This window comes from Phenylobacterium sp., from assembly GCF_041920015.1.
GTDB lineage: Bacteria > Pseudomonadota > Alphaproteobacteria > Caulobacterales > Caulobacteraceae > Phenylobacterium.
Genome location: NZ_JAYRST010000064.1, coordinates 1 through 17,265 on the forward strand (window position 1 = coordinate 1; position 17,265 = coordinate 17,265).

16 protein-coding genes and 1 tRNA gene are annotated in these 17,265 nt (G+C 68.2%); 6 read left to right on the forward strand and 11 right to left on the reverse strand.

The window, feature by feature from the left end; genetic code table 11:
* The 3 genes from ACE3TL_RS12730 to aroA form a co-directional block, all read right to left on the reverse strand.
* Positions 1–842 (reverse strand): S1 RNA-binding domain-containing protein (locus tag ACE3TL_RS12730; RefSeq protein WP_374579061.1); only part of this gene is annotated, 842 nt, incomplete at its 3' end.
* 177 nt (positions 843–1,019) lie between these two features.
* Positions 1,020–1,664: a (d)CMP kinase gene (gene cmk / locus ACE3TL_RS12735; RefSeq protein WP_374579062.1), complete on the reverse strand. Its 645-nt coding sequence runs from the start codon at positions 1,662–1,664 to the stop codon at positions 1,020–1,022.
* Positions 1,661–2,983, reverse strand: a complete 1,323-nt coding sequence (gene aroA / locus ACE3TL_RS12740; protein ID WP_374579063.1) for a 3-phosphoshikimate 1-carboxyvinyltransferase — start codon at positions 2,981–2,983, stop codon at positions 1,661–1,663. The genes cmk and aroA overlap by 4 nt, the downstream gene beginning before the upstream one ends.
* Before the next feature lie 123 nt (positions 2,984–3,106).
* Between aroA and ACE3TL_RS12745 the strand changes: the two genes are divergently transcribed.
* Both ACE3TL_RS12745 and ACE3TL_RS12750 read left to right on the forward strand, forming a co-directional pair.
* The gene (locus ACE3TL_RS12745; protein WP_374579064.1) at positions 3,107–3,565 is read left to right on the forward strand and encodes a TIGR02300 family protein; all 459 of its coding nucleotides are present in this window, start codon (positions 3,107–3,109) and stop codon (positions 3,563–3,565) included.
* Positions 3,566–3,683: 118 nt separating this feature from the next.
* A tRNA-Ala gene (locus ACE3TL_RS12750) sits at positions 3,684–3,759 on the forward strand.
* Positions 3,760–3,881: 122 nt separating this feature from the next.
* On the opposite strand, the gene ACE3TL_RS12755 is transcribed toward ACE3TL_RS12750, so the two are convergent.
* Both ACE3TL_RS12755 and ACE3TL_RS12760 read right to left on the reverse strand, forming a co-directional pair.
* Positions 3,882–4,358, reverse strand: a complete 477-nt coding sequence (locus tag ACE3TL_RS12755; protein ID WP_374579065.1) for a hypothetical protein — start codon at positions 4,356–4,358, stop codon at positions 3,882–3,884.
* A gap of 41 nt (positions 4,359–4,399) precedes the next feature.
* Entirely contained in the window at positions 4,400–4,639 is a 240-nt protein-coding gene (locus ACE3TL_RS12760) for a YdcH family protein (RefSeq protein WP_374579066.1), read from the reverse strand.
* Positions 4,640–4,866: 227 nt separating this feature from the next.
* On the opposite strand from ACE3TL_RS12760, the gene ACE3TL_RS12765 reads away from it, so the two are divergent.
* Together ACE3TL_RS12765 and ACE3TL_RS12770 are read left to right on the forward strand one after the other, a co-directional pair.
* Positions 4,867–5,280, forward strand: a complete 414-nt coding sequence (locus tag ACE3TL_RS12765) for an Hsp20 family protein (RefSeq protein WP_374579067.1) — start codon at positions 4,867–4,869, stop codon at positions 5,278–5,280.
* Between the two features lie 43 nt (positions 5,281–5,323).
* Positions 5,324–5,578 (forward strand): DUF1150 family protein, encoded by a 255-nt coding sequence (locus ACE3TL_RS12770; RefSeq protein ID WP_374532984.1) that lies wholly within the window; start codon positions 5,324–5,326, stop codon positions 5,576–5,578.
* 90 nt (positions 5,579–5,668) lie between these two features.
* Here the strand turns inward: ACE3TL_RS12770 and ptsN are convergent, their stop codons facing one another.
* From ptsN to ACE3TL_RS12785, 3 genes are all read right to left on the reverse strand, one after another.
* On the reverse strand, positions 5,669–6,133 hold the full coding sequence (ptsN, locus tag ACE3TL_RS12775; RefSeq protein ID WP_374532985.1) for a PTS IIA-like nitrogen regulatory protein PtsN: 465 nt from the start codon (positions 6,131–6,133) through the stop codon (positions 5,669–5,671).
* Positions 6,134–6,209: 76 nt separating this feature from the next.
* Positions 6,210–6,848, reverse strand: a complete 639-nt coding sequence (gene hpf / locus ACE3TL_RS12780; RefSeq protein WP_374579068.1) for a ribosome hibernation-promoting factor, HPF/YfiA family — start codon at positions 6,846–6,848, stop codon at positions 6,210–6,212.
* A 31-nt stretch (positions 6,849–6,879) separates the two neighbouring features.
* Positions 6,880–7,494, reverse strand: a complete 615-nt coding sequence (locus ACE3TL_RS12785) for an exopolysaccharide biosynthesis protein (RefSeq protein ID WP_374579069.1) — start codon at positions 7,492–7,494, stop codon at positions 6,880–6,882.
* A gap of 289 nt (positions 7,495–7,783) precedes the next feature.
* On the opposite strand from ACE3TL_RS12785, the gene ACE3TL_RS12790 reads away from it, so the two are divergent.
* Positions 7,784–8,827 carry an aspartate-semialdehyde dehydrogenase gene (locus ACE3TL_RS12790; protein ID WP_374579070.1) on the forward strand — a complete coding sequence of 348 codons (1,044 nt, stop codon included), beginning with the start codon at positions 7,784–7,786 and terminating at the stop codon, positions 8,825–8,827.
* A gap of 50 nt (positions 8,828–8,877) precedes the next feature.
* Here the strand turns inward: ACE3TL_RS12790 and gltB are convergent, their stop codons facing one another.
* Positions 8,878–13,464, reverse strand: a complete 4,587-nt coding sequence (gene gltB / locus ACE3TL_RS12795; RefSeq protein ID WP_374579071.1) for a glutamate synthase large subunit — start codon at positions 13,462–13,464, stop codon at positions 8,878–8,880.
* 5 nt (positions 13,465–13,469) lie between these two features.
* On the reverse strand, positions 13,470–14,906 hold the full coding sequence (locus ACE3TL_RS12800; protein WP_374579072.1) for an NAD(P)-dependent oxidoreductase: 1,437 nt from the start codon (positions 14,904–14,906) through the stop codon (positions 13,470–13,472).
* 222 nt (positions 14,907–15,128) lie between these two features.
* On the opposite strand from ACE3TL_RS12800, the gene ACE3TL_RS12805 reads away from it, so the two are divergent.
* On the forward strand, positions 15,129–15,932 hold the full coding sequence (locus ACE3TL_RS12805; protein WP_374579073.1) for an undecaprenyl-diphosphate phosphatase: 804 nt from the start codon (positions 15,129–15,131) through the stop codon (positions 15,930–15,932).
* A gap of 146 nt (positions 15,933–16,078) precedes the next feature.
* On the opposite strand, the gene ACE3TL_RS12810 is transcribed toward ACE3TL_RS12805, so the two are convergent.
* The gene (locus tag ACE3TL_RS12810) at positions 16,079–17,044 is read right to left on the reverse strand and encodes a complex I NDUFA9 subunit family protein (RefSeq protein ID WP_374579074.1); all 966 of its coding nucleotides are present in this window, start codon (positions 17,042–17,044) and stop codon (positions 16,079–16,081) included.
* Between the last annotated feature and the right edge of the window lie 221 nt (positions 17,045–17,265).

Genomic DNA, 17,265 nt, shown 5'->3' on the forward strand with positions numbered 1-17,265 from the left:
TCCACGCCGTCCCACGGGTCGGACTGCAGTTGCTTCATGCCGAGGCTGATGCGCTGGGTGTCCGGGTTGATCTTGACGATCTGGACCTTCACCGTGTCGCCAACCGCGAGCACCTGGCTCGGGTGGTTGACGCGCTTCCAGCTCATGTCGGTGACGTGCAGCAGGCCGTCGATGCCGCCCAGGTCCACGAACGCGCCGTAGTCGGTGATGTTCTTGACCACGCCTTCGCGGACTTCGCCCTCTTGAAGCTGGCTCACCAGCTCGGTGCGCTGTTCGGCGCGGGCTTCTTCCAGGATGGCGCGGCGCGAGACGACGATGTTGCCGCGCGGACGGTCCATCTTGAGGATGGCGAAGGGCTGTTCCTTGCCCATCAGCGGGCCGACGTCGCGCACCGGGCGGATGTCGACTTGCGAGCCCGGCAGGAAGGCCGAGGCGCCGCCCAGGTCGACGGTGAAGCCGCCCTTCACGCGGCCGACGATGGCGCCCATCACCGGCTCGTTCTTCTCGTAGACGCCTTCCAGACGGGTCCAGGCTTCTTCGCGGCGGGCCTTGTCGCGGCTGATGACCGCTTCGCCCATGGCGTTCTCGACGCGCTCCAGGAAGACCTCGACGGTGTCGCCGACCTTCAGGGTGGGCTTGCCGGTCTCGTCGACGCCGAATTCCTTCACGGAAACGCGGCCTTCGGTCTTCAGACCGACGTCGATGATGGCGAAGTCCTTTTCGATGCCGACCACCGCGCCCTTGACGACGGTGCCTTCCATGAAGTCACGGCCGCCCATCGAGGCGTCGAGCAGCGCGGCGAAATCGTCACGCGAGGGGTTGAGGCTAATATCGTCAGCCATATGGGTTCTTTCGTATTCGAAATGACGCTTCGGAATAGAGAACGCCCCGTTCGAACCGCGAGGTTCGGACGGAGTCCGGGCGTCGGGTTTAAGGGTTGCGACCGATGACGCGGGAAACCCCGCGCCGGTGAATCGCCCGCAGCCGTGCGAGGGAAAGGCTCGGTTGGATTTGCGTCCCTAGGAATTCACCCAGCGCGCGCGAGCCGCCTCGACGATACGGCGGGCCGCATCGGTGGCCTGCTCTATAGTCATTTCGGAGGTGTCCAGCAAGACGGCGTCGTCGGCTTGCCGCATGGGGGCGTTCTCGCGGCCTCCGTCGCGGGCGTCGCGCCTGCGGATATCGGCCAGCACCTCGTCATAGGCGACGCCTTCGCCAGCGAGCTGTTTCCAGCGGCGCTCCGCCCTCACCTGGGGGCTGGCGGTGACATAGAGCTTGGCCGGCGCGTGAGGGGCGATCACCGTGCCGATGTCGCGACCGTCCAGCACCGAGCCGCCGGCCTGGGCGGCGAACGCCTGCTGCATCTCCAGCAGAGCGGCCCGGACCGCCGGATGCACGGCCACGCGGCTGGCCGCCTCGCCGGCTCCGCGAGTGCGGAACTCCGGATCGTCGAGCAGGCCCGCGCTCAGCCCCCTTGCGACCGCCGCAGCGGCGGCCTCGTCGTCCAGGTCCGCCCCCGCCCGCAGCGCCAGCACGCCCACCGCGCGATAGAGCAGGCCCGTGTCCAGCACCGGCAGGCCATAGGCCGCGCCCAGTCGCGTGGCGATCGTCCCCTTGCCCGACGCCGCCGGCCCGTCCACCGCGATGACGAACGGCGCCGTCACGCGATGTCCGCGCCCAGTCCGCGCATCAGCTCCACGAAGCCCGGGAAGCTGGTGGCGATCATGCCGGGCTCGTCCACCGCCACGGCCTCGTCGGAGGCCAGGCCCATGACCAGATGCGACATGGCGATGCGGTGATCGCCCTTGGTCGTCACCCGCCCGCCGCCGCGGACCGGGTGATTGCCGCGGGCGGCCCCGACCACGATCAGGCCCTCCGGCTCCTCCTCGACGCCGACCCCGCAGGAGGCCAGACCCGCCGCCATCAGGGCGATACGGTCGCTTTCCTTGACGCGCATCTCGCCGATGCCGCGCATCGCCGTGGCCCCGTCGGCGAAGGCCGCGGCCACCGCCAGGATCGGATACTCGTCGATCATCGACGGCGCCCGTTCGGGCGGAACCGCCACGCCCTTCAGCGCCGAATGACGGGCGGTGACGTCGCCCACCAGTTCGCCGCTCTCCTCGCGCTGGTTCGAGATCGTCAGGTCCGCGCCCATCTCCTGCAGGGTGACGAACAACCCCACGCGCAGCTCGTTGAGCAGAACGCCCTCCACCGTGACCTCGGACCCCGGCGTCACCAGGGCCGCGACCAGCGGGAAGGCGGCCGAGGACGGATCGCCCGGTATGCGCACGCTGGTTCCGGTCAGGCTCTGGCCGCCCGGCAGGGTGATCCAGCGGCCATCCGCGCGGTCCTCGACCGTGAGGCTGGCGCCGAAGGCACGCAACATCCGCTCGGTATGGTCGCGGGTGGCTTCCGGCTCGATCACCTGGGCGCCGCCCTGCGCGTGCAGCCCGGCCAGCAGCACCGCCGACTTCACCTGGGCCGAGGGCTCGGGCAGGCGATAGGCCAAGTGTTTCAGCGATCCGCCCTGCAGCGTCAGCGGCAGGCGCCCGTTCGAGCGGCCCATGAAGCTCGCCCCCATCTGGGCGAGCGGGTTCAGCACCCGGCGCATGGGCCGGCTGCGCAGCGACTCGTCGCCCGTAAAGGTGGCGGCGAACGGGAAGCCCGCCATCGCCCCCATGATGAGCCGCACGCCGGTTCCGGCGTTGCCGCAGTCGATCACGTCCGAGGGTTCGGAAAAGCCGCCCTGGCCCTCGACGCGCCAGCGTCCTTGGCCCAGCCGCTCGACCTGCGAGCCGAAGCTGCGCATGGCCTGGGCGGTGCGCAGCACGTCGTCCCCTTCCAACAGCCCTTCGATCTCCGTGGTCCCGCGCGCCAGGGCGCCCAGGATCAGCGAACGGTGGGAAATCGATTTGTCGCCTGGGGCGCGCACGCGCCCACGCAGCGGGCCGCCGCGTTTCGCGGTCAGTCCTGCCGACGTCATGGAATAACCAAGCCTCCTTGGGCCTGCTGTTTTCAAGAAAGGGGTTTGCTTTTGACAGCGGTCTTCGCGCATGGCAAGTGAGCCCGCTTCAATTCCAAACCTTGCTCTAAGAGGCTCAGCCCCTTGGCTAATCCCGAACTGGGCGCAAAGCAGATTTGCCCCAACTGCCAGGCGAAGTTCTACGATCTGACGCGCCGGCCCGCCGTCTGTCCCAAGTGCGGCACCGAGTTCGATCCGGACGAGGCCGTCCGCAACCGCCGCGTCCGCGCCCGCACCGCCCCGGTCGACCATGAGGAAGCCGAGGATCAGGTCCGCGACAAGTCCGCTGAGGACGAGGAAGAGGACGAGGACGGGGCCACCCCGGAACTCGACGAAGTCGCGGACGAGCCGCCGCTCGTCTCCGACGACGATGACGAGGCGCCCGACGCCGCGCCCGAAGACCAGCTCTCGGAGTTCTCCGAGGACGATCTCGAGGACGAGGAAAGCGACGACGTTCCGTTCCTCGAAGACGAGGACGAGGACGATTTCGACGACACCGAAATCGAAGGCCTGCCTGGCGAAGGCAGCGACGACGACCGGTGAATCGGGGCCGCGACGACCCACCCAAAAAAATCTTTTCGGGTGGGTTGATCGCGCCAAACTCTCAGACTAGGTTCCGCGCCTCTTCGGGGGGCGACCTGTCGAAGAGACCCGAGACCTCGGGGCTATAGCTCAGTTGGTAGAGCGCTTGAATGGCATTCAAGAGGTCAGCGGTTCGACTCCGCTTAGCTCCACCATGAACCCCGTCAGCCACCGCTGGCGGGGTTCTCCATTTTCAAGCATCGCCGAGGTTCGACGGGCCAACCTGTGGGGCTGACCGACCGACGACCATGCCTGGACGGTCGGTGCGCCGCCTATCTCATGGGAAGAGCCAGCCGTGGCTTCCGGCCACGGCGCCGAAGACGGTCACGAGGCTGAGGACGAGAAGCACGACGTGCACCCGATGGAACACGGCGAAGGCGCGTTCGGGATCGCGGCGCGCCCAGGTCGGGAAGATGCGGTGGAGCACCAGAGGTTCGCCGACGAACAGGATGAAGGCGAACAGACACCACACCCCGACCATGGCGTGCATCCACCAGTAGCCGGGGTCGGCGAACCGATCCCAAAGTCCCAGGCGGGCGGTCATGTGGAGGCCGCTGAGCCCGACCACGAGCACCGCGGCCCGCGCCTGCCAGATGAAGCGCCGCTCGAACGCCTCGAACGCCTTCAGACGATCCTCGCCCAGCGCGCCGCGCCGGACCGCCGGCAGGACCACGGTGGTGACCATGGAAACCCCGCCGATCCAGACGACGACGCCGAGAACATGCAGCACGCGGGCAAGGGTCAGGTCATCCATGGGCGGCTCCTCTCGACCGCCGTGCCGGGCGTTCCGGAAGATCAGCGCAGACGGGTGCCGATCTGATCGAGGAGCGCCAGGCGCCGCTTTTCAAGATCTTCAAGCACGGCGTCGTCGGCTGGCGCTATGCCCTTCTGTATCTGCTGGATCTGTTTCCAGAGGTCGTGGTTCTGTTCGAGCAAGGTCCGAAAGCCGGCGTCCGACACCTTCAGCGCGTGAATGGCCTCGGCCTTGTCCGCGAACTCTTCGGCCAGGGCCTGGTCAAGATGGGTCGTGGGCATCGGAACTCCTGTCGCAGCCGTTGAAGCGGCCGCGCACGGCCGCCATGGCCGACCTTAGGGCGAGGCCGCCCGCCGCCGATTTGATCGTGGTCAAGGCCTGACGCCTTCCCCCGGGTCCGCGCGCCGTTGAAATCGCGCCCGCCCATCGCCACATGTGATCCAACCGGCACGGCGCGCCTGATCCAGGGCGCCGGCCCGGGGAGTCGCTTGAACCTGAGGACTCTGGAATGAACCGGACGCTAGTCTTCGACAGCCCTTTCCTGCTGGGTTTCGATCATACCCGCAGCCTGATCGAGCGCGCGGCCAAGGCCGCGGCCGAAAGCTATCCCCCCTACAATGTGGAGGATCGCGGCGAGGGCGCCTTGCGCATCACCCTGGCGGTCGCCGGCTTCACGCCGGATCAGCTTGCGGTGACCGTCGAGGACCGCCAGCTCATCGTGGCCGGCAAGCGCGAGGGTGCGGCGGACGAGGCGTACCTGCACCGCGGCATCGCCGCGCGCGGCTTCGTTCGCACCTTCATTCTGGCCGACGGCATGAAGGTCGAAGGCGCGATCCTCGCCCACGGCCTGCTGCACATCGATCTGGCCCGGCCCGAGCCCGAGCGCCTGGTCCAGCGAATCCCCATCAAGACGGCCGGCTGAACCGGCGGCCGTCCGACGCGTTGAGTTTACGGAGGTGGTCCTGATGACGCCCAATCTTACGACTGAAGCTTTCGCCGCCCTCGGGGCGCCCGATCTTGTCTATGTCCGCCCGATCAAGGCGGCCGAGATCATCGCCAGCACCCCGGCGGCCCAGATCGAGGGCTTTCAGCTCGACCCTGAACAGGTCCTCTACGCGGTGCACCGCGCCGACGGCGAACGTCTGGCCGTGCTGACCGACAAGGATTCTGCGGTGGCCGCGGCCTTGGCGCATGAACTGGCGCCGGTCTCGGTCCACTGACTGCCGACGATCCTTTGATTCCATGACGAAACGGCCGTCCTGCAAGGGGCGGCCGTTCTTATCTGCCTTACCTGCAAGTCAGAGAGGCTTTCAGGCCGCCGCGGACGGCTGATCCTGGACCAGCAGCGCGTGAATGGCGTCCGGGGTGCGTGCGTTGCGCAGGTGCTCGCGCAGGTCGCCCTGCCGCAGCATCCGCGACACCCGCGCCAGCGCCCGCAGATGCTCGGAGCTGGCGTTAGGCGGCGCGAACAGGGCGAAGATCAGATCGACCGGCTGCTCGTCGACCGATTCGAACTCCACCGGCTGGTCCAGGCGCACGAAGACGCCCCGCATGCGGTCCAGCCCCGGCAAACGCGCGTGCGGCACGGCCACGCCGTAGCCGACGCCGGTCGAGCCGGCGGCTTCGCGTTCGCTCAGGGCTTCCAGAATGACCGCGACGTCGATCCCGAAATTACGCGCCGCGATGTCCGCCACAGCGGTCAGGGCCTGGCGCTTGCTCGGCGCACTCGCACGCGCGGCGATCGCGCCGCGATCCAGTATGTCGCCAATCTGCATGATCTCGTGACGCCCAAACTCGAATACAGCCCCGAAGGCGCGTCCGGCTCCGGGAAGGACGCCTGAAACCCCGTCGTCAGACGATGGTTCCGTTCACGCCATTCCCGTCGAGCGATTTCGTGCGTTCGGGATCGACCCAGCCGATATTTCCGTCCGGCCGGCGGTACACCACGGACAAGCCTCCGTGAGCGGCGTTCCTAAACACGATTGTCTGAGATTCCGTCAAGTCCAACTCCATGACCGCCATCGAAACGGTCATCTCGCGGATCGGCTTCTCGGTCTCGGCGATAATCATTCCCGAGGGCGGGGCGTGGTCGCCGCGTACGCTTTCGCCGTCGTCCCAGTCTACGTCCTCCTCGCCTTCCGGGGCGCGGATCACGAAATAGGACGCGGTTTCGGCCAGCCGGGCGTTGGCCGCCGGCGAATGGCTCTTCAGCCGGCGCTTGTAGCGACGGATGCGCGTTTCGATCTTGGCCAAGGCCGCATCGAACGCGCCATGGGCGTCGCTGCCCAGGCCATGCGACTGAAGCGATTGGCCCGAAGCCAGCTTCACCGCGCAATCGACTCTGAAGGAATGGCCCTCGCGGCTGACCACGACGTCGGCGTCTCCGCCACGCTCGAAGTACTTGCCGATGGAACCGGTGATTTCGTCGGTGACCCGCTCCCGCAGGGCCTCGCCAACGTCGACGTGCTTGCCAGACACCAACACTTGCATGCCCTATCAACGCGCCGGACCGCGAGAGGTGTCAAGCACCACTTAGCCAGTTCAACAGAAGGCGAACGCCGCCGATCACGACGTCCGCCGCGAGGTACAGCAGAAAGCCGCTGAAAGCGGCCAGAACATAGCCCGCCACCGCGAACAGACCGTCTCGCTGGAACAGCGAAAACCCGAACACGCCGATGGTCAGGGCAGGCAGCAGGTTGCCCAGCGGAATGGGTAGAATCAGCACGAAAGCCAGCGCCGCGCAGAGGACGCCGATGACCCTCTCGCCCCATGGACTGAACAGGGGCGCCATCCGCGGCCGCGAAATCTTCTCGAACCGCTCGATCCAGGGCAGCAGCCGCCCGAAGGCGCGCGAAAGATCGGCGCCCGCCAGCCTGCGATCGTCCACCGCCCGCGGCAACCAGGGCGCGGCCACGCCTATCGCCACCTGCGGGGCGAGCAGCAGCAGCGGCGCCCCGAGTATGGTCGAGGAGCCGGGCGGCAGCGGCAGCAGGTTCGGCAGGGCGAAGAAGAACAGCAGCGCCCCGAAGGCGCGGGTGCCGAACACCTCGACGATCTCGCCGATGCTCACGCTCTCGCGTGCGGCCAGGTCGCGGATGATCTGCGAGATCGAAGGGAAGTCGCCGTCGTCGTCCATTCAGCCTGCGTCGGTTTCTCTGCCCATGCTTCCGCTTCAACGCCCCGGCGGGAAATTCGATCTTGCCCGAAATCGCCCATTTACAAGCAGGGCGTCTTTGCCATATCGGAGCGCCATGCGTCGTTCGACCATTAAAAGCGCGATTAAAACCACCATGCCTGCGGGGCGTGGGGTTTCGTGCGCGCACGCCGCGTAAGACCCCAGGACCCCGCCGGATGGCCGGGGTCGCGATCACCGAAAGCGAAAGACCTCGGCCTTCCGGACCCAACTCACCGGAGACAATAGAGTCATGCTTTCCACCCAAGCCGCCCGCCCCGCCGGCCAGCGCCTGTTCAACGTCGCCATCGTCGGCGCCACCGGCGCCGTGGGCGTCGAGCTCATGGAGTGCCTGGAGCGCCGCAACTTCCCGGTCCGCTCGCTGAAGCTGCTGGCCTCGCCGCGCTCGGCCGGCCGCACCTACACCTTCCAGGGCCGCCAGATCGCCGTCGAGGCGCTGACCGCCGAATCCTTCGCCGGGGTCGACATCGCCCTGTTCTCGGCCGGCGCCACCATCAGCCGCGAATACGCCCCGATCGCCGCCGCCAAGGGCTGCGTAGTGGTCGACAACTCCTCGGCCTTCCGCATGCAGCCGGAAATCCCGCTGGTGGTGCCGGAGGTGAACGCCGCGGCCATGGGCGAGCATCCGCGCATCGTCGCCAATCCGAACTGCGTGGCGGCCATCGCCGTCATGGCCCTGCAACCGCTGCACGCCCAGAACCCGATCCAGCGGGTGATCGGCGCCACCTATCAGTCGGCTTCGGGCGCCGGGGCCGCGGCCATGGAGGAGCTGCGCCAGTCGACCGCCGCCTATCTCGCCGGCGAGGCCTTCGAGCCGAAGGTGCTGCCGCACCCCTACGCCTTCAACCTGTTCAGCCACAACGCCGGGGTCGACGCCGACACCGGCTACAACGGCGAGGAGCTGAAGGCGATGGAGGAGATCCGCAAGATCATGTCCGCGCCCGACCTGCGCCTGTCGCTGACCTGCGTGCGCGTGCCGGTTCTGCGCGCCCATTCCATGGCGCTCACGGTGGAGTTCGAAAATCCGATCACCCCGGCCCAGGCCGAGGAATGGCTGGCCTCCGCCCCCGGCGTCAGGCTGGTCAACGACGCCCTGCGCAACCACTTCCCGATGCCGAACGAGGCCTCGGGCGGCGACGACGTGCTGGTCGGCCGCATCCGCACCGACCTCTCCGATCCGACGGGGCGCACGCTCAGCATCTTCGTCGTCGGCGACCAGCTCCTCAAGGGCGCCGCCCTCAATGCGGTTCAGATCGCCGAAGCCGTCGCGCGCTGAACCTGAAAAGGGGATGCGGGCCAACCGCCTGCATCCCCTCATCGGCGCGCTCAGGCCCGCCGGTGCGCGGCCTCTTCCTCGGCGAGCGGCTGGTCGAGGCGGTGGACCATCTCCTTGGGAACCACCTGCCAGAACTTCAGAAGATAGCGGTCCCAGCCGCGCAGGATTTCCTGGGCGAAGACCGAGCCTGTCTCGCGGGCGTGCTCTTCGACCAGGGCCTTGAGCTCGGCTTCCCAGTGGCGGGTCCCGATCCGCTCGACCACGACGCTGTCCTTGTTCAGCATGGTCAGGAAGCGGTCGTTCAGGTCCAGCACATAGGCCATGCCGCCGGTCATGCCGGCCGCGAAGTTGAAGCCCACCGGCCCCAGCACCACGGCGACGCCGCCGGTCATGTATTCCAGCCCGTTGGCGCCGCAGCCCTCGACCACCGTCACCGCGCCGGAGTTGCGCACCCCGAACCGCTCGCCCGCCAGGCCGGCGGCGAACAGCCGGCCGCTGGTCGCGCCATAAAGGACGGTGTTGCCGAGGATCGCGTTGGTGTTCGCCGACGCCAAACCCGGCGACGGGCGGATCGCCAGGGTCGCCCCCGACAGGCCCTTGCCGACATAGTCGTTCGCTTCCCCGGTCAGCTCGATGCGCAGGCCCTGGACGGCGAACGCGCCCAGGCTCTGGCCGGCGGAGCCCTTGAGCTGCACAGTCAGGTGGCCGGCAGGCAGGCCGTCCATGCCGAAACGGCGCACGATATGCGAGGAGGTGCGCGAGCCGATCGCCCGGGCGGTGTTCCGCACGGTGTAGGTCAGTTGCATCTTCTCGCCGCGCTCCAGCAGCGGGGCCGCGTCGCGGACGATCTGCGCATCGAGGGTGTCGGGCACCTCGTTGCGGCCTTCCACCGTGCAGAACGGCGCGTGCGGACCGGGATCGGCGCGCACCAGCAGCGGGTTGAGGTCGAGGTCGTCGAGGTGTTCGCCCCCGCGGCTGACCTGTTGCAGAAGGTCCGTGCGGCCGACGATCTCGTTCAGGCTGCGGAAGCCCAGGCCCGCCAGGATCTCGCGCACCTCCTCGGCGATGAAGGTGAAGAGGTTGATGACCTTCTCCGGGCTGCCGGAGAACTTGGCGCGCAGCGCCTCGTCCTGGGTGCAGACCCCCACCGGGCAGGTGTTGGAGTGGCACTGGCGGACCATGATGCAGCCCATGGCGATCAGGCTGGCCGTGCCGATGCCGAACTCCTCGGCCCCCAGCATGGCGGCGATCACCACGTCGCGGCCGGTGCGCATGCCGCCGTCGGCCCGCAGGCGCACCGAATGGCGCAGGTTGTTCAGAGTCAGGACCTGGTTGGCCTCGGAAAGCCCCATCTCCCACGGCCCGCCCGCATACTTGATCGAGGTCTGGGGCGAAGCGCCGGTGCCGCCGACATTGCCCGAGATCAGGATCACGTCCGCCTTGGCCTTGGCCACGCCCGCGGCGATGGCGCCGATGCCGGTCATGGCCACCAGCTTCACGCAGACCCGCGCCTCGGGGTTGATCTGCTTCAGGTCGTAGATGAGTTGGGCCAGGTCCTCGATGGAATAGATGTCGTGGTGCGGCGGCGGGCTGATCAGCATCACGCCGGGCGTGGAGTGCCGCAGCTTGGCGATCAGCTCGGTCACCTTGAAGCCCGGCAACTGGCCGCCCTCGCCGGGCTTGGCGCCCTGGCTGACCTTGATCTCGATCTCGCGGCATTCGTTCAGGTACTGCGCCGTCACCCCGAACCGGCCCGAAGCGATCTGCTTGACCGCCGAGTTCGGGTTGTCGCCGTTGGGCAGCGGCTTGTAGCGGGCCGGATCCTCGCCCCCCTCGCCCGAGACGCTCTTCGCCCCGATCCGGTTCATAGCGATATTGAGCACGCCATGCGCTTCAGGGCTCAGGGCGCCCATGCTCATGCCCGGCGTCAGGAAGCGCTTGCGGATCTCGTTGACGCTTTCGACCTCGTCCAGGCTGACCGGCCGCTCGGTCGAGCGCAGGTCCAGCAGGTCGCGGAGCTGGATGGTCGGCAGCCGCCGCATCCCCTCCGAAAACGCCTTGTAGGCGGCGTAGCTGCCGGTGTCGCAGGCCCGCTGCAGGGTGTGGATCATCCGCGCCTCGAAGGCGTGAGCTTCGCCCGAGCGCCGGGCCTTGTAGAAGCCGCCGACCGGCAGAGAGATCGCCCCGCCGTCCCAGGCCTTGCGGTGCAGCTCGACGGCCTTGGCCTCCAGGCCCGCCAGGCCGATGCCGGAGATGCGCGAAGGCATGCCGGGGAAGAACTCGGCCACCAGCGCCCGCGACAGGCCCAGCGCCTCGAAGTTGTAGCCGCCGCGATAGGACGAGATCACCGCGATCCCCATCTTGGCGATGATCTTCAAGAGGCCGCCCTCGATGGCGTGCTTGAAGTTCAGGCACACCTGGCGCAGCGACAGCTCGCCGGTCAGGCCCCGCTCCATGCGGTCCATGAAGCTTTCCTGGGCCAGATAGGCGTTGACCGCCGTCGCCCCCACCCCGACCAGCACCGCGAAATAGTGCGTATCCAGGCACTCGGCCGAACGGACGACGATCGAGACGTACGAACGCAGCCCCTTGGCGACCAGCGAGGAATGCACCCCGCCGGTGGCCAGGATCATCGGCAGGGCGACGCGATCCGGACCCGCGCCCTCGTCGGTCAGGACGATGGTGGCGCAGCCGCGCAAGGCCGCGTCCTCCGCCTCGGCGCGGATGCGGTCGAGATTGGCCCGTAGCGCATCGCCTGGCCGCCCCTCCGGCGCCGGCGGCGGCATGGTGCAGTCGATGATCGCGACGTTCTTCTCGCCGATCACCCCGATCACCCGCTGGTACATGCCGGTGGTCAGCACCGGGCTTTCCATCACGAAGACGTCGGTCTGCGCCTCGTCCTGGGCCAGGATGTTGCCGAGGTTCTTGAACCGGGTCTTCAGGCTCATCACCGAGGTCTCGCGCAGCGAGTCGATCGGCGGATTGGTCACCTGGCTGAAGTTCTGCCGGAAGAAGTGCGACAACGGCCGATAGGTCTCCGACAGCACCGCCAGCGGCGTGTCGTCGCCCATCGAACCGACCGCTTCCTTGGCGTCCTCGACCATGGGGGCGAGGATCAACTCCAGGTCCTCGAGGCTGAGGCCCGCGGCGACCTGGCGGCGCGTAAGCTCCTCGCGGCCATAGGCGCGCGGCTCGGGTCCTTCCCCGATCACGCCCTCCAGATTGACCATGTTGCCCAGCCACTGGTCGTAGGGGTGGCGCTGGGCCAGGTGGTCGATGATCTCGTCCTCGCCGTAGAGCCGGCCCTCGGCCAGGTCGACCGCCAGCATGCGGCCGGGCGAGATGTGGGACTTGCGCACGATGCGCGCCTCGTCGACGCGGCACATGCCGGCCTCCGAACCCATGATCAGCAGGCCGTCGTCGGTATAGGCCACGCGCAGCGGGCGCAGGCCGTTGCGGTCCTTGCCCGCCACCACCCAGCGGCCGTCGCTGGCGCAGATGGCGGCCGGGCCGTCCCACGGTTCCATCACCGCGTTGCAATAGGCGTAGAGCGCCTTGTGCGCCGGTCTGATCTGCTCGTCCGAGCGGGCGTTCCACGCCTCGGGGATCAGCAGCGCCTTGGCCATCGGCGCGTCTCGCCCGGCCCGGACCAGCACCTCGAAGGTGTTGTCCAGCGCCATGGAGTCCGAGCCGTGCGGGTCCTGGATGACCGGCTTGACGTCGTCGCCCATCTCTCCGAAGGCGTCGGCCGCCATTCGGATCTCGTGCGACTTCATCCAGTTGACGTTGCCCTTCTTGGTGTTGATCTCGCCGTTGTGGGCAAGCATCCGGAAGGGCTGGGCCAGGCGCCATTCGGGGAAGGTGTTGGTCGAGTAGCGCTGGTGGAAGATCGCCACCGCCGCGGCGAAGCGCTCGTCCCGCAGGTCGGGATAGAACTCGTCGATGTGCTGGGCCAGGAACATGCCCTTGTAGATCAGTTGCCGGGCCGAGAACGAGCACAGGTAGAAGTGCGAGATGCCTGCGGCGGCCACGCGCTTTTCGATCCGCTTGCGGCAGAGGAACAGCGCTCGCTCCAGCGCCTCGCCGGTCAGGCCGGCGGGCGGCGAGAGCATGATCTGCTCGATCTCGGGCCGAGTGGCGTTGGCCTTCTCGCCGATCACCGAGGTGTCCACCGGCACCTGGCGCCAACCGTAGATATAGAAGCCGAAGCGCAGGGCTTCAGCCTCCACGATGGTCCGCGCCGCTTCCTGGCCGCCCAAGTCGTTGCGCGGCAGGAACACCTGGCCGACCGCGATCGGGCCGGGGCGCAGGGTGTGGCCGATCCGCGTCACCTGGTCGGCGAAGAAGTCCTGCGGGACCGACAGCAGCACGCCGGCGCCGTCGCCGGTCTTGCCGTCCGCATCGACCGCGCCGCGGTGCCAAACGCTCTTCAAGGCGGTGATCGCCAGTTCCACCACCTCGCGCCGCGGCTTGCCGTCCACCGCGCAGACCAGGCCCACGCCGCAGGCGTCACGCTCGTCGGCTGGGGAATAGGCGTGGGCGGCGGTCAGGGCGGCGCGGTTGGCGAGGTAGCGTGCGGTGTCGCCCTCGAACCAATCATCCCGGCCTTCGCGGGGATGGGCGGGGTGTTGAGACATGGCGGTCACTCCGCGGCCAGCAGCGCGCGCTGCGAGAGGTATTGGTGGATGGCGTCGGCGGCGTCGCGGCCGTCGCGGATGGCCCAGACCACCAGCGAGGCGCCGCGCACGATGTCGCCAGCGGCGAAGACGCCGGGCAGGCTGGTCATCTGGGTGCGGAAGTCGGCCTTCAGCGTGCCCCAGCGCGAGACGGCGAGGTCGGGAGCGCCGAACAGGGTCGGCAAGTCCTCAGGATCGAAGCCCAGCGCCTTGATGATCAGGTCGGCCGGCAGGTCGAAATCGCCGCCCTCGACCTCCTCGGGCGCCTGGCGGCCCGAGACGTCGGGCGGGCCAAGGCGCATGCGCGCGGCGCGCAGCCCATCGGCCGCGCCCGCCTCGCCCAGCACCGCGCGCGGGGCGGCCAGCCATTCGAACACCACGCCCTCTTCCTCGGCGTGGGCGACCTCGCGCACCGAGCCAGGCATGTTGGCTCGGTCGCGGCGATAGAGGCAGGTGACGGACTTCGCGCCCTGGCGCACGGCGGTCCGCACGCAGTCCATGGCCGTGTCGCCGCCGCCGACCACCACCACGTCGCGCCCGGCCGCATTCAGCTCGCCGCTGTCATAGGCCGGAACCGCATCGCCCAGACCGACCCGGTTGGAGGCGATCAGGTAGTCCAGCGCCGCCGTCACCCCCGCCGATCCCGAGCCGGGAGCGGTCAGTTCGCGCGCCGCATAGACGCCGGCGGCGATCAGGACGCTGTCGTGACGCGCGCGCAGGTCGACGAGGCTGGCGTCGCGCCCGACCTCGAAGCCGAGCTCGAAGACCACGCCGCCTTCGGCCAGGCGGCGAGTGCGACGCTCGACCACTTCCTTCTCCAGCTTGAAGCCGGGGATGCCGTAGATCAGCAGGCCACCGGCCCGGTCGTGGCGGTCGTAGACGGTGACGGCGTAGCCGGCCTCGCGCAGCCGCTCGGCCGCCGCCAACCCCGCCGGCCCTGCGCCGACGATACCGACCGAGGCGCCGCGGTCGGGCCCTGGGCGCAGAGGCTCGACCCAGCCCTCCTCCCAGGCCTTGTCGGTCAGATAGCGCTCGACCGCGCCGATGGTGACGGTGCCGTGGCCCGACTGTTCGATGGTGCACGAACCCTCGCACAGGCGGTCCTGCGGGCAGATGCGGCCGCAGATCTCTGGCATGGAGTTGGTCGCCTGCGACAGGGCGTAGGCTTCCTGCAGCCGGCCCTCCGCCGTCATCCGCAGCCAGTCGGGGATGTTGTTGTGCAGCGGACAATGCGTCTGACAGAACGGAACGCCGCATTGCGAGCAGCGCGAGGCCTGCTCGGCGGCCTTGGCGTCGATGAAGTCGGCGTAGATTTCGTGAAAATCGCTGGAACGCGTCTCGGCCGCCCGCTTGGGGGGCGTGGTCCGCTCGACCGTGATGAACTTCAGCATCCGCTCGGCCATGGCCGCAATCCTCCGCCTGCGCGTCAGGCGGCGACCCCTTTAGCGGCGAAATATCGGTCCCGAAAGCTTACAGTCTAATTATAGGACCAATTTCGTCTCACATCACCTTCATCGGCAATGGGTTCGCGATATGTCAGCGCCATTTAGTCCTAAAAATGGATGAACTGGAAATTTACCCTGTTCATCGCCCTTGATCCTCCAATCTCATCCCAGGAGTCGCCCGTGTCGGACTGGATCGCAGCCGTCATCCTCGGCCTGATCGAAGGCTTGACGGAGTTCATTCCGGTCTCCTCGACGGGGCACCTGCTGCTGGCCAAGAAGCTGCTCGGCCTGCCCAGCGGCTTCTGGGACACCTTCAGCGTCATGATCCAGCTCGGCGCGATCCTGGCGGTGGTGGTGCTTTATTTCCAACGGCTGTGGGGCGTGTTCATCCGCCTGCCTAGCGACCCGGCCGCGCGCTGGTTCGCCGCCAGCGTGATCCTGTCGATCATCCCCTCCATGGGCGTCGCCTTCCTGGCCCACGACTTCATCAAGACCGTGCTGTTCGAAAGCATCGGCCTGATCTGCGTCATGCTGATCCTCGGCGGGATCGTCCTGCTGGTGATCGACCGCTGGGCACCGGCGCCGAAAGAGCACGACGCCATGCAGATGACGTGGAAGCGCGCCCTGGGCATGGGCCTCTTCCAGTGCCTGGCCATGGTGCCCGGCGTCTCGCGCTCGGGCGCGACCATCGTCGGCGGCGTGCTGATCGGCGTCGACCGCCGAGCGGCGGCCGAGTTCTCGTTCTTCATGGCCATCCCGACCATGCTCGGCGCCTTCGTCCTCGACTTCTGGGAGAACAAGGACGTCCTGACCTCCGACAACCTCGGGATCATCGCCATCGGCTTCGTGGTCAGCTTCGTCTCGGGCCTGGTCGTGGTGAAGACCATGCTCGACTTCATCAACCGCTTCGGCCTGGCCCCCTACGGCTGGTGGCGCATCGCGGCGGGCCTCATCGGGCTAGGCGTGCTGTACCTGGGCCACTAGGACCCCGCGAACCGGCCTACGCCTTGCTCGTACGGCCCCTACTTCAAGTGTCGTCCCGGTTTCGGCATAGCCGAAGACCGGGATCCATTCGCATCTGAAGAACGGGCGCAGCCGAGCCGCGCCCTGCCCCATCCAATGAATTCAGCTCAGGCCGCGGTCAGCGCCTGGTCGGCGAACTGGCCGCCCTTGCGGAAGCGGTAGAGATAGGTCGGCGCGATCGCCTCCAGCGTCGTCGGCGTCGCGACGCCCAGCTCGGCCAGACCCGGAAGCTCGGGATCGGCCAGGTTGTCGCGCTTCAGGAGATCGACCTGGCCAGGCGTGATCGGCGGGGCGACGGGCGTCAGCAGGCCGATCGGCTTGCAGAGCTTGGCGATCAGCCCGGCCGCCGGGAACGGCAGGGCGACCAGCGAGCGGCGACGGCCGGTCTGGGCGATCACGTATTCCAGCAGCTCGCGCATGGTGTAGACGCCCGGCCCGCCCAGCTCGTAGGTGCGGCCCGCCGCTTCCGGATCGAGCACGGCGTTGGCCGCGGCGCGGCCCAGGTCGCCGACGAACACCGGCTGCAGCCTGGTCTCCGCGCCGATCAGCGGCAGGACGGGGCTGAACACCGCCATCTCCGCGAAGCTGTTCAGCAGCTTGTCGCCCTGGCCGAACACCGCCGACGGCCGCAGGATGGTCGCCGTGGGGAACGCCTCGCGCGTGACCTGCTCGCCCTGGCCCTTGGAGCCGACATAGCCTTCGGCGGCCGCATCGGCCCCGATGCCCGAGATCAGCACCAGCCGGCCCACGCCCAGCTCGCGCGCTATGCGAGCCACATTGGCCGCGCCCTCGACATGCACGCCGGCGAACTTCTGGCGGCCGGTCTCGTGATGGATGCCGACAGCGTTGACGCAGGCCTGGGCGCCGGCCAGCGCGCGGCGAACCGAAGCCTCGTCGCGGATATTGGCCTGAACCACCTCGACCTGGCCGACATCGCCCATCAGCCGCATGGTGTGGGCCAGATGCGGCTGGCGCACCGCCACGCGGATGCGCAGACCCTGCCGGGCCAGCGCCCGCACAACCTGGGTTCCGATGAATCCCGATCCGCCGAAGACCGTGACCAGATCCTGCATGCCGTCCGCCCGCGAAGAAAAACAAAGGGTTTGCAGCCGCCCGGATAGACGAAGCCGCCCCGCGCCGCAACGTGACTCGAATATCTGTCACACAGGCCGTTGACCGACGCAGGCCGGCGCCCTAAAGAGCGCCCTCCCGATCCGAAGGGAACGGGCCCAGGTGGCGGAATTGGTAGACGCGCTGGCTTCAGGTGCCAGTGGCCGAAAGGTCGTGGAGGTTC